This is a genomic window from Nanhaiella sioensis, from assembly GCF_046557775.1.
Taxonomy (GTDB): Bacteria; Bacillota; Bacilli; order Bacillales; family SM2101; genus Nanhaiella; species Nanhaiella sioensis.
In genome coordinates this window covers 1176041-1201346 of the sequence record NZ_JBKAEG010000001.1, presented here as the reverse complement: position 1 = coordinate 1201346, position 25306 = coordinate 1176041, and the positions used below count along the sequence as shown (strand labels likewise).

Sequence of the window (25306 nt, the reverse complement as noted above, 5' to 3'; positions counted from 1 at the left end):
TGGTGAGGCAACAATATTTTCGAAAAGAGCCTTAATAAATTAACATATACTATATTTTCTTTTTCACCTTATGTCAAGAGTAACTTTTGATCTTGGCTGCATAAGATAATTGTAAAAAATTAAGGTGATGGTGTAATGTGACAAATAATATAGACCAAACCTTCATAGAAGAAAAATGGTATCATCCTGTAAATAAAACGGAAGCTGCTGTTTTTGCGAATGAACTATTAAACGAGCAAGTGAAGGTTGTAACGAAGTATGGAAAAATTTTTGAGGGTATAATTGAAAATACTAATGCGAGAAATCTATATTTGCTTACTCCACTGTTTAGGTCTAATGATCTGAATAACTATGAACAAAAGCCGAACTACGATAGCAGTAATTTCGGATTCCTCTCTGCCTTATTTAGCAAACCAGAACCTTTTGCCCAAATAATCATTCCACTTATATATGTAACAGCCTATGGAGCAAAAGTAAATAAAGATAAGACACCTTAAATATAGGCTTTTATCGTAAGACTGTTTTCGTAAGCATTTCGTTCTAATATGTAAGGACGTATATATATATTTAGCGTTCGAGGTATCTTTTCTACTTTTATAATTATTGAGGTTTCATAAGACTCTTCATACTGTCCATTGTTAGTAAAAATAGCAACAAAGTTTACGAAAGGGACATTTCGTAAACTTTGTTGCTTTTATTCACGTGAACTGGGGTTTATTTGTTATAGTCTAAGGAAGTCTCCGAACGTTAGTATATTCGTATTTTGCTCTTATTACGAACTACAACATGCTAAAATATATGACCATATGTATGATAATAGAAAAATCCATATCATAGTTTATAACGCTAACCTCAATTGGTTAGCTATTTTATTATTTCTTTTTAAAGTTAGAAATATTGCACTTATCATTTAGGAGATTCCATGTATTGGGGCAAATTGAATGTATGTTAATATAAAGAATTATAGTAACAATTTCCTGAATTGAATATATATGATAGGATGGAGGTTTTTTATGAGGTTATTATTTTCATCAATGCAATGGATGATTTTTATAATTACAACAAGTGTTGTGGCTCCTATAGTTATTGGAAATTCCTTTGGGTTACCCCAAGCAGAAATCGCTACATTACTACAAAGAACATTATTCGTTTTAGGTCTTTCAGGTCTATTACAAGCAGTATTAGGTCATCGTTTACCGATTATGGAAGGTCCCGCAGGGTTATGGTGGGGTGTGTTTATCGTTTATGCGAGTATCGTTGAAGCTGGAAATCTTGGGACATATGAGGGTTTACAACAGCTTGAAATGGGGATGATACTAAGCGGAGTTTTATTTATCTTATTAGCTCTTTTTAAATTGATCGATCTCTTGAAGAAACTGTTTACTCCAATTGTCACAGGAACTTATTTATTATTGTTAGTTGCACAACTAAGTGGTTCGTTTATGAACGGTATTTTTGGTGTAGGGTATAAACAAGATTCAGTAGATTTTTCGGTCGCTGTTCCTGCGGTTTGTGTTTTAGTTATAACGATATTATTGGCAAAAAGTCGTGTTCCGTTTATTCGAAGATATTCTGTTTTACTTAGTTTACTCATTGGATCACTTCTGTTTGCTGTGCTTCGGCTAGGAAAAAGTATTCCGCCGACCACAAGTGGTATTTCAGTACCACAGATTTTTGCTTGGGGAATGCCACAATTGAATAGCGGGATGATTATTACTTCCATTATGATAGGCTTACTATTATTAACAAATATGCTTGCCTCGATTTATGTTGTAGAAAAAGAGCTACAAGAACATACAAAAAATTATGAAGCTGTAAACTACAATAAAGCAAGCTTTGTTATGGGGATAAACCAGTGGTTAGGTGGTATTTTTTCTGCAATTGGTAGTGTACCGATTTCTGGATCAGCTGGATTTATTGCAATGACCAAAATTATTAATCGCTTACCATTTATTTTAGGAAATGTATTTATCATTTTACTTAGTTTCTTCCCGATGTTTACTACATATGCTGCTATGATTCCCGAACCAGTTGGCTATGCAATTTTATTTTACCCATTTACTATCATGATTGGTTTAGCATTAAAAGATTACCAATCTACACAATTAGGAGATAGAGAATATTTTATTATTGGGCTTTCATTATTGGTTGGCATTGGTTTATTGTTTATCCCTGGACAAGCAATAAATGAACTTCCATCCATGTTAAGACCAATAATAAATAACGGATTAGTAGTAGGCACAGTTATATGTATTACTTTAGATCAAGTGATAAAAAAACAAACTTCCGTGTCATATTAATTTATATCACATTGGATAAAAGGGAAAATATTGAAGTGAGTATGTAGGAATCTTTTGCTTGTGGAAATAATAAAAGTATAGTAAGGTTGTATGTGAAATTAAATATCGCTTACCACTAGGGGTGCAAATCACGTTTGCTGAGAGGGGCTTTGCTGCCTTAACCCTTATACCTGATCTAGTTAATGCTAGCGTAGGGAAGTGGATTGATGACAAACATATTGGATCACATTTTCCAATTCGTCTAATTCCACTCTATTGTAGAGTGGTTTTTGTTTTCTAATGCCTTTATAACAAAGCTATTTATTCATGAACTTTTACTATTTATTATAATGATGTTTTGTTATGATCGAAAACAAAGACAAGGATAGGCAATATGCTGTCAAGAAATTTTCCACTTCATCTTTTTATCATTAGGGTGCCTTACTCTTAGTGAAGCGAATGTTATAAAAGAAGGGTGGAATTTATCATGAAGTTTTCCAAAAAAATTAGAGAAGAAGCAGACCAAATTTGGCAGAGGAGCTTTGATCATCCATTTGTGAAAGAGCTTGCAGATGGGACATTATCATTGGACCGCTTTCGCTATTATGTTCTACAAGATTCTTATTACTTAAGTCATTTTGCAAGAGTGCAAACATTAGCAGCAGCACAAGCAACTGATCTAAAAATAGTGAGCCAAATGGCATCTCATGCGATCGGTACGAATGAAGCTGAATTATCTCTTCATAAGGACTTTATGGTTCAGCTAGGTATCACCGAAGAAGAAAAAGCTAATTTTAAACCAGCTCCAACAGCATACGCATACACTTCTCATATGTATCGTGCAGCACATACTGGGCATATAGGAGACACAATCGCTGCTTTGTTACCATGCTACTGGTTATATTATGAGATTGGAGAGCAGCTCGTTCATGCAAATCCAACTGAACCTATATACCAACAATGGATTCAAACATATGGTGGTGATTGGTTCCGCAAATTAGTTGAAGAAGTCATCGATTTGCTTGATGACATTGCTGATCAAGTAACAGAAGCTGATAGAGAAAGAATGCAGGAGCACTTTATCATTAGTAGTCAATATGAACTAATGTTTTGGGAGATGGCATATACACAAGAAACCTGGCCTATTTCAGCAATGTCAACATCCAAATAAAGCATGCTAGTCAGGTTGAAAAATTTTGTGAGGTCTCTTATCTAATATAAAACGATGACAATCGCATAATTCTCGTTTTTGGCTTGTAATTTTGGAAAACAACTTAGAGCGTTTTTGATTGATATAAAAGATAGGAGGAAATAACTATGAACAAAGGTTTAAAATTAACTGATATTTTAGTTACAATAGTCATTGCAATCGTATTTGGAATCGTATACAAATTATGGGGAACATTCTATGAAACGATAGGCGCATTTGGGTTACAAGTAGATCAGCTTGCATATGGAATGTGGTTTATAGCAGCAACTGTTGCCTTTTTGGTTATTCGTAAAGCTGGTGTGGCAATTATTGCTGAAATGGCAGCTGCATCGGGTGAATTTATCATGGGATCTGAATACGGATTAGAAGTAATGCTATATGGGTTGTTACAAGGATTAGCTGCAGAACTAATATTTGCAGCAGCACGTTATAAACGCTATGATATCTTAATTGCTTCACTTGCAGGTGCTGCATCAGCAGTAGCATCAATAGGGATGGATTTTTACAAAGGGTATATTGGTGATCTAGCAGCTTGGAATTTAACATTATTCATTGGATTCCGAGTAATCAGTGGGATTATAATAGCTGGTGTTTTTGCATATTATCTCGTTAAGGCTTTGGAAGCAACTGGTGTTACAAATTTAGTTCGTCCTGCATCAAAAGAAGACTATGATGCGTTGGATAAGTAGTTGAGGTGTTATACATGCAAGAAATCACAAGTGTGAAAAATTTACGCTTAAAGTTTACTGGGAGTGCATCTTTATTATTTAAAGATGTCTCCTCTTCTTTTTATGAAGGGGAAAAAGTATTAATTCTAGGCCCTTCGGGATGCGGTAAATCTACGCTTTTGCAAGTGTTATCAGGAATCATTCCAAATTCGATTGAAGTACCTATTAAAGCTGATGAAATTATTACACCGGAATCTTGGGGATATGTTTTTCAAGATCCAGACACGCAATTTTGTATGCCTTTCGTTGATGAAGAAATTGCATTTGTGTTGGAAAATTTGAGGGTTAAGCGGAAGGATATGCCCGAAAAAATTCGCGAATATGTAAATATGGTAAAGCTTGAAGTAGATGACCTCCATACATCAATACAAACGTTATCAGGAGGAATGAAGCAACGCTTAGCGATTGCTTCAGTGATGGCCCTTCAACCTGAAGTATTATTTTTAGATGAGCCGACGGCTATGCTTGACCCAAAAGGGACGAAACAAATATGGGATACGATAAAAGATGTGAGCCGTGACAAAACGGTTATCGTCGTTGAACATAATATTGACCATGTATTAGATTTTATCGAACGAATTATTTTGTTTAATGAACATGGAGAAATCGTGGCAGATGGTCCTAAAGAGTTTGTGCTGTCTACATATAAACAAGAGCTAATTGACCAAGGTATATGGTATCCTGATGCCTGGCATGACTATATTGACAGAACAACAAAGCAAATTCCTACTGTACCTGTTTTGGAAGAATCATTTGTTAGCGTTTCACAATTCAAAGGGTATCGTGGAAAAAATGTAAAAATTGATATAAACAACGCAAATATTTCTGAGGGTGAATGGATTACGATCGTTGGTGAGAATGGTGCTGGCAAAAGTACGTTACTTCACTCACTTATGCAACTGATAAAAACGACAGGTAATTATACAATTGAAGGAAGACAAGTAAAGGAAATAGGTAAATTAACGGATTACTTAACATTTGTTTTTCAAAATCCCGAATTTCAATTTGTCACAAATTCAGTCTATGATGAAATTGCCTTTTCATTGCACTTAGATAAGCTGGATGACCATGCTATAGATGAAAAAGTGACCACCTTGTTACATGAATTTCGTTTGAATGAGCAAAGAGATCAACACCCATATCAATTATCAATGGGGCAAAAGCGGAGGCTTAGTGTAGCTGCTGCAATTGTTAAAGAACAGCAAATTGTGTTGTTAGATGAGCCTACCTTTGGGCAGGATGCAAAGAATACATTTGCAATCTTAGAGCTAATCGAGCATTGGCGCAAGCAAGGAACGATTGTTTTAATGGTTACACATAGCATGGAAATCGCGAAATACTTTGCGACTAGGGTTTGGCTGGTTGATGATGGTGAACTTATTTTTGATGGTACTTCTCAACAATTTTTCCAAAGACAAACGAAAGAATTATCAATCAGCAGATAGGGGGGGAAGTCATGCAATTTGATTTTACCTATAAAGAAACTTGGCTTCATAAAATTAATCCTAGTTTAAAATTGATCACCATGATGATATTATTTTTGTCAGTTTTATTAATCCATAACATTAACTTTATGATCAATTATACAATTATTACACTAATATTGTTTATACTATTTTCTGGCCATCCATTGAAAAGAGTATTGCTTATTTTCATCCCTTTTATCTTTATTTTTGTTACAACAGCAACGTCAATGATTTTCTTCGGTAAAGGGGATACGACGTGGTTTAAATGGGGACTTGTTCATATTACAGAAGAGAGCTTCTTTCGTGGGCTTCATATAGGATTTCGAGCATTAACCTTTGCTTGCCTTGGCATCACTTTTGCTTTGACGACTCGACCGGTTTTCCTTTTTTATTCGTTGATGCAGCAATTGAAGCTCTCACCAAAATACGCTTATAGTTTTATGGCTGGCCTGCGCCTTATCCCAATCATGATCGATGAATTTCAAACAATACGCTATGCAATGAAAGTTAGGGGAGTGGAATCAAAGCGTGGGATGAAAGGTTTTTATGAAAAACTTCGTTCTTATGCTATTCCGATGCTGTCACAAAGTATTCGTCGTGCACACCGCATTGCAGTAGCAATGGAAGCAAAGAGATTTTCACAAGTGAAAAATAGAACATATTACTATCACATATCGTTTTCCAAATTTGATATATCATTTGTCATTTACTTTGTTACGATGATTTCTGTTGCTTATATCATAAGTAACCAGTATCCATATTTTCCAATTACAGATGTGAGGTACAATTAAACGATATTAAAGGAGGATTTACATGATGGAAATTGCAAGTATTGTTTCAGCCTTAAATAAAGTAAGAGAACGACAGCCACTTGTGCATAATATTACTAATGTTGTTGTTACTAATTTTACGGCTAATGGGTTGTTAGCAGTTGGAGCATCGCCAGTGATAGCATATGCAAAGCAGGAAGTTGCGGATATGGCAAAAATAGCAGGTGCACTCGTCTTAAACATTGGTACCTTAAACGAAACTGAGATTGAAGCAATGATTATAGCAGGAAAATCAGCAAATGAACATGGTGTGCCAGTCGTATTTGACCCAGTTGGTGCTGGAGCAACAGCGTATCGAACAGAAACAGCTAAGCGTATTATAAACGAAGTACAGGTAGCAATCGTACGTGGTAATGCCGCTGAGGTTGCAAACGTCATTGATGAAAAATGGAATATAAAAGGTGTAGATGCTGGAGAAGGTGCTGGTGATGTAGTAGATTTAGCAAAAAAAGCAGCACTAAAATTGAATACAACAGTTGTCATTACAGGACAAAGTGATGTCATTACAAACGGAAAGACGACTTATACAGTGAACAACGGTCATCAAATGTTAACAAAAGTTACAGGAACAGGCTGTTTACTCACTTCAGTGATTGGTGCTTTTGCAGCAGTAGAACAGGATGTTGTTAAAGCAGCGGTATCGGCAGTGGCATATTATGGTGTTGCTTCAGAAGTAGCTTATGAGAAACAAGGTATGAATGGTGTTGGCAGCTTTCAAATTGAATTATTGAATCAACTACATAAAGTTAATAAAGAAGAATTAGTAAACAAGGTAAACTTTCATAAAAAATAATAATTCACGGTTAACTATTAGGTGGGGTGTTATTCTCTCATTATTTTTTCTAGCATTTACTATATTCAACATGTTATTTAATCGACAGTATCGATCATTATATAAAGTACTTTAAACATCTTTTATGGTAGATGTCTTTGAATACTAGCCATTTACTTTGCTAACATGGTGCTTTTTTTCACTTATATATGAGTAACGTCTTTAGGGGAAAAAAGGTGCAAAATGTGTTTAGCTCATATTAAAAAAGGCGCTTATATTAACAACAAAACATATAGTTATCCATTTACCACGTACTTCTATGATTGTGAAAAATTAAAACCGTCCTTTTAAAAGGAGGTTTTTTTTGTATGCTTTTTTCGTAAACTTCGTGTGTATTTCATAGTACAAAAAGCAACAATCAATGCGAAAACACCCTTTATGCAACAACTTCCCACTTCAAATAAGTAACAAAAGCAAGCACAGTAAAAATGATCAAAAATGATTTTTTCACTTGCACATAGTGAAAATTCAAGTGTGCATAAAATATGAGAGTAATGAGACGTTTTTTCACCCCAGACAGAAGACCTCCACTTCAAACCAAAACAATGCGAAGCGAGTGAAGGTTAAGTGGGTGATGAATGGCGTTTGGCGTAAGCTAAAAACTCACTTCTAATATGGTATAATTAACCTAATTAATAGATAAGTGAGGTGAAGAAAATGCTAGTCAACAAAGCCTTTAAATTTCGTATCTACCCCACTAAAGAACAAGAAATATTAATTGCTAAAACCATTGGTTGTAGTCGTTTTGTGTTCAATCATTTTTTAGCTGCATGGAATGAAACATACAAACAGACTGGAAAAGGTTTAACATACGGCGCTTGTTCTACGGAGTTAACAAAGTTGAAAAAGGATTTGCAATGGCTTAAAGAAGTTGATAGCATTTTACTACAATCCTCACTACGCAACCTTTCGGATGCTTTTAACCGTTTTTTCAAAAAGCAAAATGACATCCCTAGATACAAATCTAAAAAGAATAAAGTCCAATCGTACACAACCAAATATACAAATGGAAACATTGCCATTGTCGATAACAAAATTAAATTACCTAAACTTGGACTTGTTAAGTTTGCAAAAAATCGAGATGTTGACGGTCGTATTATCAATGCGACGATTAGACGTAATCCGAGTGGGAAATACCTTGTCTCTCTTCTTGCAGAAGTTGAAGTTCAGTCTTTAGAAAAAACAAACTCAGCCATTGGCGTTGATATGGGACTTAAACAGTTTGCTATTCTTTCAGACGGAACAGAATATTCAAACCCTAAATTCTTTCAAACTCTAGAAGGGAAGTTAGCAAATGCTCAGCGTATTTTCTCAAGACGCACAAAAGGTGGGTCTAATTGCAATAAACAACGGATTAAAGTAGCTCGTCTGCAAGAAAAAATTTCAAATGCTAGAAACGACTACTTGCAAAAAATATCTACTGATATTGTCAAAAGCCACGACATTATTGGCATTGAAGATTTGCAAGTCAGCAATATGCTTAAAAATGATAATCTAGCAAAAGCAATTAGTGAAGTGTCTTGGGCGAAATTTCGTACAATGCTTGAATACAAAGCGAAATGGTATGGTAAACAAGTCATCGTAGTCTAAAACATTCGCTTCAAGTCAACTTTGCTCTAGTTGTGGTTTCAAAAACAAAGAAGTTAAGAATCTAAACTTACGTGTATGGGATTGCCCATCATGCGGAACCCATCACGATAGAGATATTAACGCAGGAAAAAATCTAAGAAACGAAGCAATTCGTCTCTTAACCGTAGGAACTACGGGGATAGCCTAATCAATTAGAAGCCGTTAGGTTTCCGTACTTAGGAATCCCCCACTTCAATCATGACCGTAAGGTCTGATAAGTGGTGGGTAGTTCAAAGTTTTAATATTTTGACAATATCAAAAAAATTAAAATATGAGTATGCTCATATTTTATGAATAGTTTATAAATGTGTTGTTAAAGAACTATAAATAGGTTTTTATCGTTATTCGCTTTTTGTGAAATTTAAATATAGGTCTTCTTAAATTGATGAGATTGTTGGAGGTGGAAGTGGTGGAGAAAGTTTTAGTTGCTGGAGCAACTGGTTTTTTAGGACGTCATGTAGTAAAGGTTTTAAAAAAAGAAGGTTATCATGTAAGTGTCGTAGTTAGGAATAAAGATAAACTGAAACGACGAGGTAATTATATGGAACCTGCAATTGATAAAGAAGTGGATCGTGTTATAACCGCTGAGGTTACGAATCCAATTACGCTTGAAGGGATCTGTGAAGGAATAGATTATGTTTTTTCTTCAGTTGGCATTACAAGGCAAAGGGATGGTTTAACATTTCACGAAGTTGATTATCAAGGCAATACCAATTTATTGAGGGAAGCAGAAAAAAGCAATGTAAAAAAATTTATGTATATTCACGTATTCCGTGGTGATGTTTTTGAAGGACCTATGACAGAAGCGAAAGAAAAATTTGCTAAAGAGTTAATCAGTTCTAAACTGGTGCATTTAGTTATTAGGCCAACAGGGTATTTTTCTGATATGACTGAATTTCTCAATTTAGCTTTAAAAGGTAGAGCTTTTTTAATTGGTAAGGGAATGAATAAATTAAATCCTATCCACGGGGAAGACTTGGCAAAATTTTGTGTGGAATCTTTTGAACGCTATTCTAATGAGGTTTTGGATGTAGGGGGGCCTGAAATATTAACCCATCAACAAATAGCTAAAATAGCTTTTAAAGTTATAGGAGAAAAAGAAAAGATAACATACTTACCAGCAGTATTATTTCCACCCATATTAAAAGTTTATAAAATGATAAATAAGCAACAATACGGTATATTTTTATTTTTTTATCAAGGGGTGATTCAAAATATGATCGCTCCTAAATATGGTTCCTTGTCGTTGGAAGATTTTTTTGTACAATATTTGAATGAGAGATAGAAAGATGTACAATGTGTCATAATACCCATTCTCTCAGATGAAAATTAACACTTACTTTGGTTTTGTTTAAATGACTGCTATTTTGATCATTTTTACTAAAATTTAACGTTTTAACCCTGCTCTCATTTTTTTGTTATAGTTTGAAAAATAACCATCATTATATAACCCACCTCTACAGGTGGGCCTTTTAATCAATTTATATGGTATTATTTTAGCTAATGTTAAAATGTAAGTTTAAATCGATTTAGACATAGCTGCTTCATACCAGTTACATTACTACAGATGATATATTTTTTATCATATTCATTACTATCGTTGAAGACTTTTCTCCTGCAATTTTTTCAAAGGAATCATATGATAATGAAGCTTGTTCATCAGCATTATCGGATATACACCTAATGATAAGAAATGGGATATTGTTTAAAAAGGCTACATGACCAATTGATGAACCCTCCATTTCTACACAAGCAGGTGAGTATGTATCAATGATTGTTTCTTTTATTTTACTGTCTTCAACAAAACATTCGCCGCTAACAATTCTACCTATATGATATGCTGTCGATTTTAGTGAATCACAGGTTGTAATCGCGCAGTCTATTAGTTGTTTATTTGCATAAAATGCTTCTTGGTAAGGGAAAAGATTTTTCATTTGAGAACTTCTCACATCATGATGAGTTACATCTGACGAAACAACAATGTCACAAACTTTTATATCATCTCGTAAACTACCAGCCACGCCAGTATTAATAATCGCGTCAATCTCAAACTTATCTATTAAAATCTGTGTACAAGAAGCTGCATTTACTTTGCCTACTCCACAGCGAGTAAGTATAACAGGCTGATGAAAAAGAGTTCCTTCATAAAAAGAAAAGCCTGCAATTTTGTGTTCTACGAGTATTTCCATTTCTTTTTTGAGCAGGTCAATCTCAACCTGCATTGCTCCGATAATAGCTATTTTTTTCAATGACTATTCACCTCAGTTTATACTTGACGTAATTACAATATATTAAAGTTTGACGTAGCATGCAAAAAATATTTAACTTAATAGATTATAAATTATAGATTGGAGCTAATAAACGTGGTTTCAAGTAACATATATCATTTATTCAAATACAATTGGCACGTAAGAGATGAATGGTTCCATTGGTGTAAGCAATTAACTGCTGAAGATTTATTATCAGATCGTGTTGGAGGCGTTGGGAGCATTCTTTATACGTTATTTCACATTATTGATGTTGAGTACAGTTGGATTCGTGCAATTCAAGGTGAAGAGGATAAGGTGATAGAATTTAAAAAATATTATACGCTTGAGAACATTATTTCACTTTCATATGCCTGTCGCTCTGACATTGAGGGCTTTATTGAGAAAAACTCACAATGGTTAGATGATGAACATGTTACTGTGTCGTGGGATGACGAGGAATTTACGAAGCTAGAAATTTTAAACCATGTCATTGTTCATGAAATTCATCATCACGGTCAACTATCTGTTTGGGCCAGAGAGCTAAATTTAGTACCTGTTGGCGCAAATTACATTGGAAGGGGGTTGAGATAAGCCAGATTCTACTCGGCTACTTTATCGAATCTCACCCCATTTAATAAAAACGAAAGGAGCTTCTGTTCCTAGACGTACTGAATGACTACAGTTGTTTGAGGTATTAACCGAACCTTACGATATAATAGTTAATAACTCTTTTCGTAAACTTTTGTTGCTTTGTTCACTCAAATTTGACAACCGATGTGTATTATATGATTTATATGGTTTTTAGAAGAGAGATGATGCCATATGAGTTTATTTCTTTAGCGAAAAACAACAATTAATGCAGAAACTGCCTTTGGTAAATACCATTATACGGTCTAAGATACACCTAGTCCTAGCTTTTTTAATAGATCAAAATAAGTTGGACATGTTTTTGAAACACATCCCGGATTTTCAATCATAATTCCTTCAACACGAGAGCCAATCAGTGATAGAGCCATGGCGACTCTATGGTCATCGTAAGATTGTAATAATGTTGGGGTTGGTTCTCCTGGATAGACAGTCAAACCATCTTCAAATTCTGTCACTTTAATATTTAGTTTTGAAAGAGATGTACAAATGGCATTTATTCGATCTGATTCATGATGTCTAATATGAGCTACTTCTTTAATGGTAATTGGTCCGTCAGCAAACGGTGCAATTACTGCAACGGTTAATGCTTGATCTGACATCTCTTTCATGTTTATTTCGAAGCCTCCCTTTAACCTCGGTGGTCCTTGTAATTCGATAAAATTAGCTCCTTTTGTCACCTTACAGCCCATACGAGCTAAAATATCAGTTAATTGAATATCAGGCTGCTTCGTTTGATAATTGATATTTGGTATACGTATTCTTCCATTAGTTATCGCAGCTAAGGCTAAGAAATAACTTGCTGTAGATATGTCGGGCTCTATATGAATGTGTTGAGCTACATATCTCTTTGGCTCAATTTTTATATGGCTAAGGTTTTTATCATATTGAATTTCTGCACCGAATTTTTCCATTAAATCAAGTGTAATATTTACATAGGATTTTTGAACAATATGATCTAATATTGCTATGTTAACAGTTTCTTTTGCATAAGGTGCAGCTAGCAATAAACCACTAATAAATTGACTTGATAATGCACCCGAAATTGGAATATCTCCTCCATTAAAGCCTGATCCTTTTACCATTAGAGGATAGTATCCTTCTTGTCCCAAGTATTTTATGCTAGCCTTCGTTTGTAATAGCGCATCTATTAATGGCTTTATAGGCCGCTCACTCATTCTTTTGCTAGCATGTATTTCCCAAGATCCCTTATTGGCTATCGTTAACACACCTGGTAAAAATCTTGCAATGGTGCCAGCAGCACCGATGTATAGAGGTTCACCTCTTTCTGACCACATGCCGTTTAATCCTTCGATTGACACTATATCATCATTAATCGAAATGCCTACCCCTAAATTACGTAATGTTTCTAGGCACCAATACGAATCATCACTTTTTAGTACCCCTGAAATGACAGATTTCCCAGTAGCTAAAGCACTTAAAATCAATGCTCTATTAGTAAAGCTTTTACTACCTGGGATCGTTACTATACCATTTACGTTACCGGTTTTTGGAGAAATCTTTATTACTTTTTTGTCTCTTAATGAGGACCAAGGAGACCTAGCCTTCATGTCTATTAATGAGTTCTTCATATTTTGCACTCACCTCATATAATAATTTCTTATCTTACACGTATGTCGCTTCCCGTTTTGTATATTATAATTAACTTCTAGCTATAAATATAATTAATGTTATTTATAGCAAGTATAGAGGTGATTTATATTATTGAGAATTTAGATTTGTATCGTGTTTTTTATATTACTGCAACAGAAAAAAGTTTTTCACTTGCAGCAAAAAAAATGTTTTTAACACAACCTAGCGTTAGTCATTCAATAAAACAATTAGAGGAGAAGTTAGATACTTTACTGTTTGTAAGAACATCAAAAGGAGTTAGGTTAACAAAAGAAGGGGAAATGTTATTTCATTTTGTAGAGCAAGCCTTTCATTTTATTGAAAAAGGTGAGAAAAAAGTTAATGAATTAAAAAATTTAATGAGTGGAGAAATAAGTATAGGAAGCAGTGATTCTTTATGTAAACATTATTTACTTCCTCATATTAAAACGTTTACTGACAAGTATCCACAAGTTCAAATTCAATTAAAACACGGGACGACACCTAACATTATTGAGTTGTTAAAGATAGGGAAAATTGACCTAGGGATTGTCCACTTGCCAATCGAAGATAATCAAGTGGACGTTACCGAGTTCATTAATATTCATAGCTGTTTCGTCGTAAGTTTAAAGTATAAGAAGTTATTAAAAAATGAAGTATCCTTAAAAGAGCTTTTGACTTATCCACTCATTACATTTTCTAAAAACAGTAGCTCTAGGAAGTTTATAGAAGCTTTGTTTAAAAAACATGACTTAACTATTGAACCTGAAATAGAACTGGGGAGTGTAGACTTGCTCATTGAATGTTCCAAAATTGGTCTAGGGGTTGGGTTCGTGACAAAGGAGTTTGTTACTGAAGAGTTAGAACAAAACTTACTTTATGAAGTGAACTTGCAGGAAGATATACCGGTTAGGAAACTTGGCATCGTTACATTAAAAAATACGCCTATTTCAGTCGGCTCTAAAAAATTTATAAAATCGATGAAGTAGAAGGAACTAGTTAAAAAGCATCATGAAATGTACATACAATAAAAGTGACATTTGCATGTAGTAGAGGATTTTTTATAACTACCATATCACCTCATCGATTCACAATTAAACAAGCTAGCGCTCGGGTAACATTAAGAATGATGTATTGATGGAGCTAACTACAAAAGAATGTGCATACATTCTTAAGTTCTGAGACTGAGATCTATACTATGGGTTGTTATTTTTTTTATCCATATGCTTCAGATGAACAGAAGGCTCAGCTTGCTGTTATTGTATGTAATAAATTACAAACAAAAGATCAATTACCTTGGATACTACTAGAGGACGACCTATTAATAAGTCGTCCTCTGTCTTTTATATATACATCTGTGTTAAATAGTTGTTAATTCTTTATTGAGTGCTTGATCAACTGAAATGTACTCGTATCCTAAGTCTTTTGCGACTGCTTCATATGTTACCGAACCGTTCGCAACATTCACACCAAGCTTTAAAGACGTATTATCTGCGATTGCTTTTCCGACGCCTTTATTAGCAATTTGTAACGCATACGGAACTGTTACATTCGTTAAAGCGATCGTAGATGTACGCGGTACAGCACCAGGCATGTTTGCAACTGCATAGTGGACAACGCCGTGTTTCGTATATGTTGGATTATCATGTGTTGTAATATGGTCAACTGTTTCAAAAATCCCACCTTGATCAATTGCAACATCAACAATAACAGAACCTGGTTTCATCGTAGCAACCATGTCTTCTGTAACTAGTTTGGGAGCTTTCGCACCAGGAATCAAAACAGCCCCGATAACTAGATCGGATTCTCTTACTGCTTCTGCGATATTTAGCGGATTCGACATTAAAGTTTGTATGCTATTTCCGAACAGGTCATCCAATTGGCGAAGACGTTCTGGGCTTAAATCAATTATCGTTACATCAGCACCAAGTCCAGCAGCAATTTTTGCTGCATTTGTGCCGACTACGCCACCACCGATGACAGTAACTTTTCCGCGTGAAACACCTGGAACTCCACCGAGGAGAATACCTTTTCCGCCTTTCGGTTTTTCTAAGAATTGCGCACCTATTTGTGAGCTCATGCGCCCAGCAACCTCACTCATCGGTGTTAATAACGGTAATGTGCGATTTACTTCAACTGTTTCATAAGCAATCGCTGTTACTTTTTTATCAACAAGAGCTCGTGCAAGTTCTGGTTCTGCAGCAAGGTGAAGGTATGTGAATAAGATTAAGCCTTCGCGAAAGTAATTGTATTCAGAAGGAAGTGGTTCTTTGACTTTCATAATCATATCTGCGCTGTCCCATACCTTAAGAGCAGAATCAATTATTTGTGCGCCAGATGCTTTGTAATCTTCATTTGTGAATCCGCTTCCAACGCCTGCATTCGTTTCAACTAATACACTATGCCCTGCATTCGTTAATGCTACAACTCCAGCTGGAGTGATTGCAACACGGTTCTCATTGTTTTTAATCTCCTTAGGTACCCCTATAATCATCCTTTTATCCCCCTTGATAAATGTCACTAAATAACATGATCATATATTTAAGGTTAGTATAAATGTAAAAAAATATTTTTTCTTTGTGTAAAAACTAAAATGTAAAATTGACCATTTGTGGATTTCCACAAATGGTTTGAGGTCTGCCCCTCACTACTTTAATAACTTTAGGTAGTGAGGGGCAGACCCTTACATTAAGCGGCTTAATTTCATTTCGATATAGAGGGTAAGTTTTTGGTTGGGATCCTTTAGATTTATATCGCCAATCGCTGAAATACGTTTTAATCGGTAAGATAATGTGTTGACGTGAATATGGAGATGTTTTGCTGTTTCATTAATATTACCGTCAAAATCTAAATAAGCTTCTAATGTCTGAAGTAAGTGGTTATTTTGTTGGCGATCATATTCTACAAGCTTGTTTATTGAATGATTCTCAATACCATCCTTACGTTTCTTTTCTAATAAAATATCAAAGTATTGATAGATGCCAATATCCTGGTAACTTAAAATATTATTCATTTCATTAGGATAACGTTCCTTTAGATCAAGTACATTTAACGCTTCTCTATAGCTGGTTTCAACTTTTTCATACTTATCATAAATGTGTCCTGCGCTTCCAATAATATTTGTGACGTTGAAGCGTTCTTTCATTAGTTTTATAAAAAGTTCGATAAAGTTAGTCAGTCCATGTTTTTGCTCGTTGTTCTCTTCCTTAGGTGATGTGAATAATATTAATTTATTATAATCAATAGTGTAAAAAATAATTTTTACACGTTGTGACGTAGTTAAAATATATGTAATGTTTTTTTCTATATTATGATCAATACTGCTTTCAAATTGAAATACGATGATTGAAAATAATTTAGGTGGATTAAGTTGTAATTGAAAGAACTTTTGGTCGATTTCATCCTTTGATAACATATGACCAGTTAATAACTTCCAATAAAATTCTTGATAGCCCTCTTTGTTTTGTTGCTTACGAATTTGGAGCTGTAACAGATGATTCTTTGCTAATTGTGCCATTTGTTGTAAATAAACCAAGTCATCTTCAGCTAGGGGATTCTCTACTTCTAATGCCCAAATAAAGCCTAATACTTCTTTGTTTTTGCGAATCGAAATTGCGACACGTGATCCTAAACCTACTTCACTGATACTTTTAACACGCAGCGGTTCGTCCCCTGCTAATAAAGCAGGAATTACACCGTTTTTCCATAGACTGTTAATAATTTTTTCAGGAACTCTTCTTCCAATGATTGTCTTAATTCTTGCTGGGTCTGTTCGTTCATCATGTGTACTATAAGCTATTAAACGGTGGTTAGCATCCTCAATGGTTATAGGGCATTGAAGTACGTCACTTATATGATCAACGAACGATTCCATATCACCTAGTACACCTTTATATGAATGGTTTTTAGAAGAATAACCTGTCATACAATCGCTCCTATTCATAATATTTCTCATATGATTTCATAAGGAAAAGCAGTATGCCTTAAATATAACTAAAGCTAATGAAATATTATGTTATTTGCATATATTTTAATTGATTGGAAGGATTAATTCTATGTGTAGTCAAAATAAAATATAACAAAGTGAAAATTTTGCCGAGGGGATGTTATGATGCACGTTGCAACCTTTACTTATTCAGCAACCGATAGTGAGCAGATTTATGCTAAAAAATGGATTCCTGAACTATCCGAGTACCGAAGAGGAATTGTCCAAATTGCGCATGGTATGGCAGAACATATTGGGAGGTATGATAAATTTGCTCAGGCGCTCGTCAATGAGGGATATATTGTTTATGGCAATGATCATCGAGGTCATGGACAAACTGCAAATAATGAAGAGAACATTGGATATTTTGCAGATAGAAACGGCTTTGATTTAGTTGTAGAGGACATGTTTTATCTCACAAACCTGATCAAGGAACAACATGAACAACTTCCAATATTTTTATTTGGTCACAGCATGGGATCGTTTTTATCTAGAAGATTTATACAATTACATGGTGAAGAGATCACCGGTGTAATACTTTCTGGGACTGGCGGCGACCCTGGAATCTTGGGGAAAATTGGGGCGAGATTAGCAAAAAGCGAAATGACTAGGAAAGGACTGCGTCACCGTAGCAAACGGTTAGATAAACTTTCTTTTGGTAGCTATAATAAATCATTTAAACCGACACGAACTGATTTTGATTGGCTATCCCGGGATCAACAAGAAGTTGATAAATATGTTGACGATGCTTTATGTGGTGGAGTATTTACTTCTAGTTTCTTTTATGATCTATTAACAGGGCTTGAGGTTATTCATAGAAGAGATAATATTTTAAAAATACGAAAAGATTTACCGATATACTTATTTTCGGGTGCAAAGGATCCCGTGGGTAATTTTTCGAAAGGTGTATCGAAAGTATATGAAGCGTATAAGGCAGCAGGTATTGAAGACGTTACTTGTAAGTTATATAAAGATGGACGGCATGAAATGTTGAATGAAACAAACCGGGATGAGGTGTATGAAGATATTATGACATGGCTTAAAAAGCATACGTGAATTAGAGGATGCAACGATGTTAAAACAAATAATCGTTAACATAAATAAAGTAGTTCATATTGGAAATTATTAATTATAATCCAACTGAACTACTTGATGTTAAGGTATTTGTTCTTATTTAGATAACCTAGCTTCTACTAAATCTTCAAGCGTAGTTTTTATGACGGCTACAATTGGTACTGCAATGAACATCCCTATTACACCAAATGTACCACCACCGATTATAATAGCTAAAATGATCCATACTGGGCTTAAGCCAACTTTATCACCCAAAATTTTTGGTCCTAAATAGTAACCATCAAATTGCTGAAGTGCAAAGATGAAAATGGCTACCCATAGTGCTTGGATTGGATCACTAAATAATGTAATGATAACAGCTGGTACCATTCCAATGAATGGACCAAAATATGGAATCATATTAGTAATACCTACAATTAAGCTGATTAATAGTGCATACGGTACATTTAATATTAAAAGTCCTATAAAACAAATTATTCCTATAATAAGGGAGTCTAACAATTTTCCAACTAGAAACTTTGAGAAAACTTCATCTAAATGACTGAAAAATTGTAGAACAGATTTCGCATAGCGTTCAGAGAGTAATGCTTTAACCAATTTTTTTGCTCCGGCACCAAAAGCCTCTTTGTCTTTTAGCATATAGATCGAAATAATAATTCCTATTAAAATATTGAAAGCTGTGGATGTAAGGGATATTAACCAGTCAGCAAGCTTATTTAAAAACAAACTAGTATATTCCCCAATTTTCAAAAATAGATCATTAGTATATGTATTTACATTAGATGTAATACCGTATTTTTCTAACAGTTCATTCTCAACGATATATTTTGTTATCCATTTGTTTGTATCTTCTATATACTTAGGTAGGTTGCTAATTAGGTTACCTATATTATCAATAATAATTGGCGTTATAAAAGTGAAGATTAAGCCTATAAATGAAAAGAATAACAAATAAACAGTAGTAATACTTATAATGCGGTTTACTTTGAACTTTCCTTCAAAATAATCAACTAGCGCCTTTAATAAATAAGCAATTCCAAAGGCGACAAAAAATGGAGAGAGTAACGATAAAAATGAAGAGACCGTCAGCTTCACCAATTCATAATTATCTACAAATTTCCATAATACTAATGCTGCGAATAAAAACAGCAAATATTGATACCACTTACGATCCTTCAATGCACAAATCTCCCTACATTTATTTTATGTACTTCTATATTAGACTGTTTTATCGCAATAGTCCATTTATCTGCAAAACGACATTGTACAAAGTTGTTTTTGCATAAATTGTTACTTTTTACTAAAGGATAAACACGATTACGTATAGCATTCTTGATATCATTTCTACCATCAAATAAAGAGGGTCGAACCAAGCCCACCTTTCTTTCCGTTTTCGTAAAATAGAAAAGACCCTTTTACTAATTTAAGCAGTGGCAATAATTGAGACTATTTTCGTGCTAAGAAATATACTTATTATGCCACTAGAATTGAATCTGTGTTTTTTATAAAAATGACAATCGAATAAAACAGCAAAAAAATTGCAATAAAGTTATTAAAGAAACCTAATATTTTCGACTTGAAAAAAGTTAAAGGATTAAAACAGCAACATGACGAATATTATTAAACTTAGTAGAATGGGGGGATACGAAATAAAACAGGATGTAGTTAGTTTCTATAATCAAATGGCATGGAATGAGAAAGCTTACGAAGCTTGGTTTGCAAGACATGGCACACCGAAAGAGTACGCTTTACGGTTAAAGAAAAATCCAGAAAATAAAGTATCTCACTACTTAAGGTTTATGGGTGACGTAAAAGGTAAAAAGCTAGCAAATTTATTAGGATCTAAAGGTAATAATGCTGTGTGTTTTGCATTATTAGGTGCTGAAGTAACCGTTGTTGATATTTCAGAAGAAAATAAAAAATATGCAGTAGAGTTGGCACACGAAGCTAATGTGAACATCGAGTACATCGTTTCAGATGTATTAGCAATTCCAGATGAAAAAAAGCTAGCAGAGAACGATTTCATTTTGCTAGAATTAGGAGTGCTGCACTATTTCATTGATTTAGAACCTTTATTTAAGCTTGTCTTCCAATCACTCAAATATGGGGGGAAGTTGATACTTAGAGACTATCACACAATCGTATCGAAGTTGCTCCAAGGAGAAAATAAACTGAAAGCTGCAGGAGATTATTTTCAAGAAGAAGTAATAGAAGAAGATGTTGCATATCGGGTCTTATTACCTGAAAATCATCGTAACACGTTAAACAAAGTGAAGATTCGCAGGTGGAATATAGGAGAAGTCGTGACAGCTGTCTCACAAGCTGGCTTCATAATAAACTGTTTAGAAGAAGAAAAGGGAATCAAATGGGCGATGCCATATGATTTAGATGATGGAATTGAAAATAGGATTCCGGGATTATTCACTTTGGTTGCTTCTAAACAAAATATTAAAGAATTTTGAAACTATTCTTGCATAAGATCGTATTATTAATTAGGCAGCCTAAAGAAAGGAGGAAAAAATGATGGAGGTTATGGGATATCCCTTACAAACTATTTATTTGTATTGTTTAATCGGTGGAGGCATATTAACGGTTATTTATATTTTATTTGGTGATATTCTTGATGGAATATTGGATGTTGATCCCGGAGGATATTTAAATCCATCTTTGTTGTTATCATTTTTCACTATTTTTAGTGCAGCAGGATACTTATTAGAAAGGTTAACTTCCCTTACAAGTATTGTTTCAGCAATTATATCTTTTGTTACGGCTCTTGTTTGTTCAATTATCTTGCATTTATTTGTTTTTGTACCATTAAAGTCAGCTGAAAGTTCCATTACTATATCTGAAGACGATTTAAAGGGGAGAATTGGTAAGGTTATTATTTCAATTCCAAAAGGTGGCTATGGAGAGGTAATATTAGAAGGTAAGAGTGGCAATATCGCAAAATCTGCACAGAGCTTTGATGAAAAGCCGATTGCTTCTGAACAGCAAGTCATTATCATTGATGTCAAATCCGGCGTATTACAAGTAGCACCTTATGAGGAAAATTATGAGTTTTAAAAATAAATTTATTGTAAGATAGAAAATAATAGAGGAGGAGATAATATGAGTGGTCTTAGCACAATATTTATCGTAATAGGAGTTGTAGTTTTATTAATTCTTGCTTTAATTGCTGTATTTGTTAGCAGATACAGAACAGTTGGTCCAGATGAAGCACTTATCGTTACTGGAAGCTACTTAGGGAGTAAAAATGTTAATGTCGATGAAGGTGGCAATAAAATAAAAATAGTACGTGGTGGAGGTACATTTGTATTACCAGTATTCCAACAATCCGAACCGCTAAGCTTGTTATCTAGTAAACTAGATGTACAAACACCTGAAGTATATACGGAACAAGGTGTTCCTGTTATGGCAGATGGTACAGCGATTATTAAGATTGGAAGCACAATTGGAGAAATTGCAACAGCAGCAGAGCAGTTTCTTGGGAAAACAAAGGATGCACTTCAAAATGAAGCACGAGAAGTATTAGAAGGACATCTTCGTTCTATACTAGGATCAATGACTGTAGAAGAAATTTACAAGAATCGGGAAAAATTCTCTCAAGAGGTTCAACGGGTAGCATCTCAAGACTTAGCAAAAATGGGTTTAGTTATCGTATCATTTACGATTAAAGATGTACGCGATAAAAATGGCTACTTAGAATCATTAGGTAAACCTCGTATTGCACAAGTAAAACGTGATGCTGACATCGCGACAGCAGAAGCAGACAAAGAAACACGCATCAAGCGTGCAGAAGCGGATAAAGATGCTCAGAAAGCTGAATTAGAACGTGCAACAGAAATTGCTGAAGCAGAAAAAGAAAATCAAATGAATATTGCTGATTACCGTAGAGAGCAGGATATTGCGAAAGCACGGGCTGACCAAGCGTATCATTTAGAGGAAGCACGTGCTAGACAGGAAGTTACAGAACAACAAATGCAAATTAAAATTATAGAGCGCCAAAAGCAAATTGAGCTTGAAGAAAAAGAAATAACACGTCGAGAGAAGCAATATGATTCTGAGGTGAAAAAGAAAGCAGATGCTGATCGCTATGCTGTAGAGCAGTCGGCAGAAGCGGAAAAAGCTCAACAAATTGCACAAGCAGATGCACAAAAATACCGTATTGAAGCGATGGCAAGAGCAGAAGCGGAAAAAGTACGAATTGACGGTGTTGCAAAAGCAGATGCAGAACGTGCACAAGGGGAAGCAGAGGCAGAAGTTACACGTCTTAAAGGTCTTGCAGAAGCAGAAGCGAAACAAAAAATTGCTGAAGCATTTGAAATGTACGGTCAAGCAGCAACACTTGATATGATTATTAGCATGCTTCCACAATATGCGAAGGAAGTTGCAAGTCCATTATCAAATATTGATAAAATCACTGTCGTTGACACAGGTAGTGGAGAAAATGGTGGTGCCAACAAAGTAACAGGCTATGCTACAGATTTGATGTCAACACTACAGGAATCCCTAAAGGCCTCTTCTGGTATTGATGTCAAAGACTTGATTGAGAATTTCTCAGGAAAAGGAAATATAAAAAATAGTTTAGACGAATTAAAGGAAGAAATGGTAAAAGAGCCTATTTTGGTAGAAGGAAAGTCGAAAGATCTAGTAACAAGTGAACAACAATAATATTGATTTGTAAGACAAAAAAAGGAAATTGACATATCATCAACGATATGTCAATTTCCTTTTTGTCGTGTATATTAGTCTTAATGAATGATTACATCATGAATCGTTTGTTACTTATATAAAGAAACTTAACTAGTTGTTCTCACTCTAAAGTAACAAAGGTAATATATGAACATGTAGAAAAATAAACAGATAAACAGCTTTATTTATAATAAAGTAATGTTGAAAGATAACTTTAATTGACCTTTCTCAAATAGATGATCGACTATTTTGTCATCATCACCCTTTTATTTTGTTAGGAAAGGTCTGAATCAAGCTTTTGAAGTTGTTTTATACTGTTGTCATTGTTTTGTAGACTACTAACTTTAGTTGTAAACTTGTTTATTTCTATGGGCGAAATATAACAATCAAAGATTATAACAATTTCTATTTGTGAAAAAAGAAATACATTTGCGTTAATTTCACAGATCTAACACAATTTTATTGTAAAATGACTGTTAGATATTTTTTACATAATAAAATTGGTAATAATGGACTTATCAATGATAGAAGGGGGGATAAATTAATAATGAAAAAGTTACTTGTATTAGTTGCAGTATTGATCATAGGGTTAGTTGGTTGTTCTAAAACAGAGGAGCCACCTGTACAATTGGAATTGATTGAGGTAGTAATTCAAACTAAGCCAGCTGTAATTAATCCACAGGATGAAGTTGAAATATCCGCAACAGTAACACAGGGAGAAGGTTTTGTTAATGATGCTGATAGTGTGACCTTTGAAATTAAAAAAATGGACGAAGAGGAATCAGAGGAAGTAGAGGGAAAGCTCAAAGGAGACGGAGTTTATTTTATTAACAAAACTTTTTCAGAAGCAGGTGTTTATGCTGTTACTGCACATGTTACAGCACGAGGGTTACATACTATGCCTACGGAAGATATAACAGTCGGTTCGGCTGATGTTCAGCAAGAGAGCGAAAGCGTAATGAATGATGACTCAAGTGAGAGCATGGATATGAACGACGAAGATAGTCACGAGAACATGGAAAGTGAATCTACCGACCATGAAGAAGTAAATCATGGTGAAGGACTCAAAATTCATTTTATGTCAATGGATAATGTGAAATTAAATACTGAAGTAGCATTAACGGCACATATCCAATTAGATAATAATCCATTATCAAAAGCTGAGGTTCAGTTTGAAGTTTGGCAGGACGGTCAAGAAAAGCATGATTATATTGACGCTATTGAAGGTGACGCTGGAGAATATAAGGCGCTAAAAACGTTTGATACCATCGGTGAGTATAAAGTGACTGTCCATATGAAAAAGGATGAGCTTCATGATCATATTGATAAAACAATTCATGTAGTAAAATAACCTATAAAAGGAAGTTTATAAGGATAAAGCTATAACTAGACAGCTATTGGGGCGACTCTAAGTCGATAATTCGACTTAGAGCCGCTCTTTTTTATTGGAGTAAATTGGTAATATTTTTTTATGTTTTTTTTTCATCATTGGAATGGAATTATGGTAATTAGCACCAAAAATTAAGTTGCGTTTTTTATGTGGTTCGATTTATACTAGATATATAATTCTTTATAAAGAACTTAAAATTCATTAAGGAGAACAGTTTTGAGGATTATAATGTCCTTTTTTGGAGGTGAATTTTTTGTTACCGATAAGCATACAACAACCTGCTAGTGGGGTTGTATCAATTGTAAGATTTAGAAATCAGTCTATCCAAACGAAAAGTGCAGCTATTAAAATTATCTCTTTTCAAGATGATGGGTTAATTTTTGTTTGTGATTTGAAATTTCCTGTGAGTAAAGAAATAATTTTAAAAATTAACTTAGATATATTTAAAGAAGAAATAAATGTATTTGGAAGTATCGATGAAAGGTGTGAAATAGGAATAAAAGGATATGAGCATGTGAATGTTTACCATTTAGTAAGTGATGAGGTTATTGGAGACCTTTCAGAGGTAACAAAAAAATATTTGAAATTATCATTGTATAAAAAGAACCTAGAGATTATACAACAACAAGATAAGATGTATTGAGTAGAGAAAGGGAGATGGTGCTCACTAAAGAAAAAATGCCGAA

The 25306-nt window shown here is 34.4% G+C and carries 21 protein-coding genes, 1 pseudogene and 1 riboswitch; of the genes and pseudogenes, 17 read left to right on the top strand and 5 right to left on the bottom strand.

Annotation, left to right across the window (positions count from 1 at the left end; translation table 11 throughout):
- Positions 1–137 precede the first annotated feature (137 nt).
- From V1503_RS05575 to V1503_RS05535, 9 genes and pseudogenes are all read left to right on the top strand, one after another.
- The gene (locus V1503_RS05575; RefSeq protein WP_214483473.1) at positions 138–497 is read left to right on the top strand and encodes a hypothetical protein; all 360 of its coding nucleotides are present in this window, start codon (positions 138–140) and stop codon (positions 495–497) included.
- Between the two features lie 516 nt (positions 498–1013).
- On the top strand, positions 1014–2300 hold the full coding sequence (locus V1503_RS05570) for a purine/pyrimidine permease (RefSeq protein WP_410625459.1): 1287 nt from the start codon (positions 1014–1016) through the stop codon (positions 2298–2300).
- 107 nt (positions 2301–2407) lie between these two features.
- Positions 2408–2514, top strand: a riboswitch (TPP riboswitch).
- 252 nt (positions 2515–2766) lie between these two features.
- Complete coding sequence (tenA, locus tag V1503_RS05565) at positions 2767–3450, top strand: thiaminase II (RefSeq protein ID WP_410625457.1); 684 nt, start codon at positions 2767–2769, stop codon at positions 3448–3450.
- A gap of 146 nt (positions 3451–3596) precedes the next feature.
- Positions 3597–4178 carry an ECF transporter S component gene (locus V1503_RS05560; RefSeq protein WP_214483476.1) on the top strand — a complete coding sequence of 194 codons (582 nt, stop codon included), beginning with the start codon at positions 3597–3599 and terminating at the stop codon, positions 4176–4178.
- Between the two features lie 14 nt (positions 4179–4192).
- A complete protein-coding gene (locus V1503_RS05555; protein WP_410625454.1) occupies positions 4193–5662 on the top strand; it encodes an ABC transporter ATP-binding protein in 1470 nt (489 codons plus the stop codon).
- Positions 5663–5673: 11 nt separating this feature from the next.
- Complete coding sequence (locus V1503_RS05550; protein WP_320210477.1) at positions 5674–6474, top strand: energy-coupling factor transporter transmembrane component T family protein; 801 nt, start codon at positions 5674–5676, stop codon at positions 6472–6474.
- 25 nt (positions 6475–6499) lie between these two features.
- The gene (gene thiM / locus V1503_RS05545; protein ID WP_410629387.1) at positions 6500–7306 is read left to right on the top strand and encodes a hydroxyethylthiazole kinase; all 807 of its coding nucleotides are present in this window, start codon (positions 6500–6502) and stop codon (positions 7304–7306) included.
- A 696-nt stretch (positions 7307–8002) separates the two neighbouring features.
- Positions 8003–9122, top strand: a pseudogene (tnpB, locus tag V1503_RS05540) (IS200/IS605 family element RNA-guided endonuclease TnpB).
- Between the two features lie 261 nt (positions 9123–9383).
- Positions 9384–10259 carry an SDR family oxidoreductase gene (locus tag V1503_RS05535; RefSeq protein WP_410625451.1) on the top strand — a complete coding sequence of 292 codons (876 nt, stop codon included), beginning with the start codon at positions 9384–9386 and terminating at the stop codon, positions 10257–10259.
- 268 nt (positions 10260–10527) lie between these two features.
- Here the strand turns inward: V1503_RS05535 and V1503_RS05530 are convergent, their stop codons facing one another.
- Entirely contained in the window at positions 10528–11223 is a 696-nt protein-coding gene (locus V1503_RS05530; RefSeq protein WP_410625449.1) for a 5'-methylthioadenosine/adenosylhomocysteine nucleosidase, read from the bottom strand.
- A 129-nt stretch (positions 11224–11352) separates the two neighbouring features.
- On the opposite strand from V1503_RS05530, the gene V1503_RS05525 reads away from it, so the two are divergent.
- Positions 11353–11814: a DinB family protein gene (locus tag V1503_RS05525; protein WP_410629386.1), complete on the top strand. Its 462-nt coding sequence runs from the start codon at positions 11353–11355 to the stop codon at positions 11812–11814.
- Positions 11815–12116: 302 nt separating this feature from the next.
- On the opposite strand, the gene aroA is transcribed toward V1503_RS05525, so the two are convergent.
- A complete protein-coding gene (gene aroA / locus V1503_RS05520) occupies positions 12117–13460 on the bottom strand; it encodes a 3-phosphoshikimate 1-carboxyvinyltransferase (protein WP_410625447.1) in 1344 nt (447 codons plus the stop codon).
- Between the two features lie 120 nt (positions 13461–13580).
- Here aroA and V1503_RS05515 point away from each other — a divergent pair, with 120 nt between their 5' ends.
- The gene (locus tag V1503_RS05515) at positions 13581–14468 is read left to right on the top strand and encodes a LysR family transcriptional regulator (protein WP_410625445.1); all 888 of its coding nucleotides are present in this window, start codon (positions 13581–13583) and stop codon (positions 14466–14468) included.
- A gap of 371 nt (positions 14469–14839) precedes the next feature.
- Here V1503_RS05515 and ald read toward each other — a convergent pair whose 3' ends face one another.
- Together ald and V1503_RS05505 are read right to left on the bottom strand one after the other, a co-directional pair.
- The gene (gene ald / locus V1503_RS05510; protein ID WP_410625443.1) at positions 14840–15973 is read right to left on the bottom strand and encodes an alanine dehydrogenase; all 1134 of its coding nucleotides are present in this window, start codon (positions 15971–15973) and stop codon (positions 14840–14842) included.
- Between the two features lie 189 nt (positions 15974–16162).
- Complete coding sequence (locus tag V1503_RS05505) at positions 16163–17404, bottom strand: PucR family transcriptional regulator (RefSeq protein WP_320258768.1); 1242 nt, start codon at positions 17402–17404, stop codon at positions 16163–16165.
- Positions 17405–17590: 186 nt separating this feature from the next.
- Between V1503_RS05505 and V1503_RS05500 the strand changes: the two genes are divergently transcribed.
- Positions 17591–18520 (top strand): alpha/beta hydrolase, encoded by a 930-nt coding sequence (locus V1503_RS05500; protein WP_410625440.1) that lies wholly within the window; start codon positions 17591–17593, stop codon positions 18518–18520.
- A gap of 114 nt (positions 18521–18634) precedes the next feature.
- Here the strand turns inward: V1503_RS05500 and V1503_RS05495 are convergent, their stop codons facing one another.
- Positions 18635–19717, bottom strand: a complete 1083-nt coding sequence (locus V1503_RS05495) for an AI-2E family transporter (protein WP_410625438.1) — start codon at positions 19715–19717, stop codon at positions 18635–18637.
- A 470-nt stretch (positions 19718–20187) separates the two neighbouring features.
- On the opposite strand from V1503_RS05495, the gene V1503_RS05490 reads away from it, so the two are divergent.
- The 5 genes from V1503_RS05490 to V1503_RS05470 all read left to right on the top strand — a co-directional run bounded on the left by V1503_RS05490 (position 20188) and on the right by V1503_RS05470 (position 25263).
- Positions 20188–21000, top strand: a complete 813-nt coding sequence (locus tag V1503_RS05490; RefSeq protein WP_410629385.1) for a class I SAM-dependent methyltransferase — start codon at positions 20188–20190, stop codon at positions 20998–21000.
- A gap of 58 nt (positions 21001–21058) precedes the next feature.
- Positions 21059–21601 (top strand): NfeD family membrane protein, encoded by a 543-nt coding sequence (locus tag V1503_RS05485; RefSeq protein WP_410625436.1) that lies wholly within the window; start codon positions 21059–21061, stop codon positions 21599–21601.
- A 45-nt stretch (positions 21602–21646) separates the two neighbouring features.
- On the top strand, positions 21647–23209 hold the full coding sequence (gene floT / locus V1503_RS05480) for a flotillin lipid rafts scaffold protein FloT (protein WP_410625434.1): 1563 nt from the start codon (positions 21647–21649) through the stop codon (positions 23207–23209).
- 568 nt (positions 23210–23777) lie between these two features.
- On the top strand, positions 23778–24581 hold the full coding sequence (locus V1503_RS05475; RefSeq protein ID WP_410625432.1) for a FixH family protein: 804 nt from the start codon (positions 23778–23780) through the stop codon (positions 24579–24581).
- Positions 24582–24873: 292 nt separating this feature from the next.
- On the top strand, positions 24874–25263 hold the full coding sequence (locus V1503_RS05470) for a hypothetical protein (protein WP_410625430.1): 390 nt from the start codon (positions 24874–24876) through the stop codon (positions 25261–25263).
- Positions 25264–25306: the final 43 nt, after the last annotated feature.

Bases quoted from the DNA above. Each gene is read 5' to 3' on its own strand.
- V1503_RS05570 (WP_410625459.1), top strand. From the start codon at position 1,014: ATGAGGTTATTATTTTCATCAATGCAATGGATGATTTTTATAATTACA.
- V1503_RS05485 (WP_410625436.1), top strand. From the start codon at position 21,059: ATGATGGAGGTTATGGGATATCCCTTACAAACTATTTATTTGTATTGT.
- V1503_RS05555 (WP_410625454.1), top strand. From the start codon at position 4,193: ATGCAAGAAATCACAAGTGTGAAAAATTTACGCTTAAAGTTTACTGGG.
- V1503_RS05500 (WP_410625440.1), top strand. From the start codon at position 17,591: ATGCACGTTGCAACCTTTACTTATTCAGCAACCGATAGTGAGCAGATT.
- ald (WP_410625443.1), bottom strand. From the start codon at position 15,973: ATGATTATAGGGGTACCTAAGGAGATTAAAAACAATGAGAACCGTGTT.
- thiM (WP_410629387.1), top strand. From the start codon at position 6,500: ATGGAAATTGCAAGTATTGTTTCAGCCTTAAATAAAGTAAGAGAACGA.
- aroA (WP_410625447.1), bottom strand. From the start codon at position 13,460: ATGAAGAACTCATTAATAGACATGAAGGCTAGGTCTCCTTGGTCCTCA.
- tenA (WP_410625457.1), top strand. From the start codon at position 2,767: ATGAAGTTTTCCAAAAAAATTAGAGAAGAAGCAGACCAAATTTGGCAG.
- V1503_RS05550 (WP_320210477.1), top strand. From the start codon at position 5,674: ATGCAATTTGATTTTACCTATAAAGAAACTTGGCTTCATAAAATTAAT.
- V1503_RS05475 (WP_410625432.1), top strand. From the start codon at position 23,778: ATGAAAAAGTTACTTGTATTAGTTGCAGTATTGATCATAGGGTTAGTT.
- floT (WP_410625434.1), top strand. From the start codon at position 21,647: ATGAGTGGTCTTAGCACAATATTTATCGTAATAGGAGTTGTAGTTTTA.
- V1503_RS05505 (WP_320258768.1), bottom strand. From the start codon at position 17,404: ATGACAGGTTATTCTTCTAAAAACCATTCATATAAAGGTGTACTAGGT.
- V1503_RS05560 (WP_214483476.1), top strand. From the start codon at position 3,597: ATGAACAAAGGTTTAAAATTAACTGATATTTTAGTTACAATAGTCATT.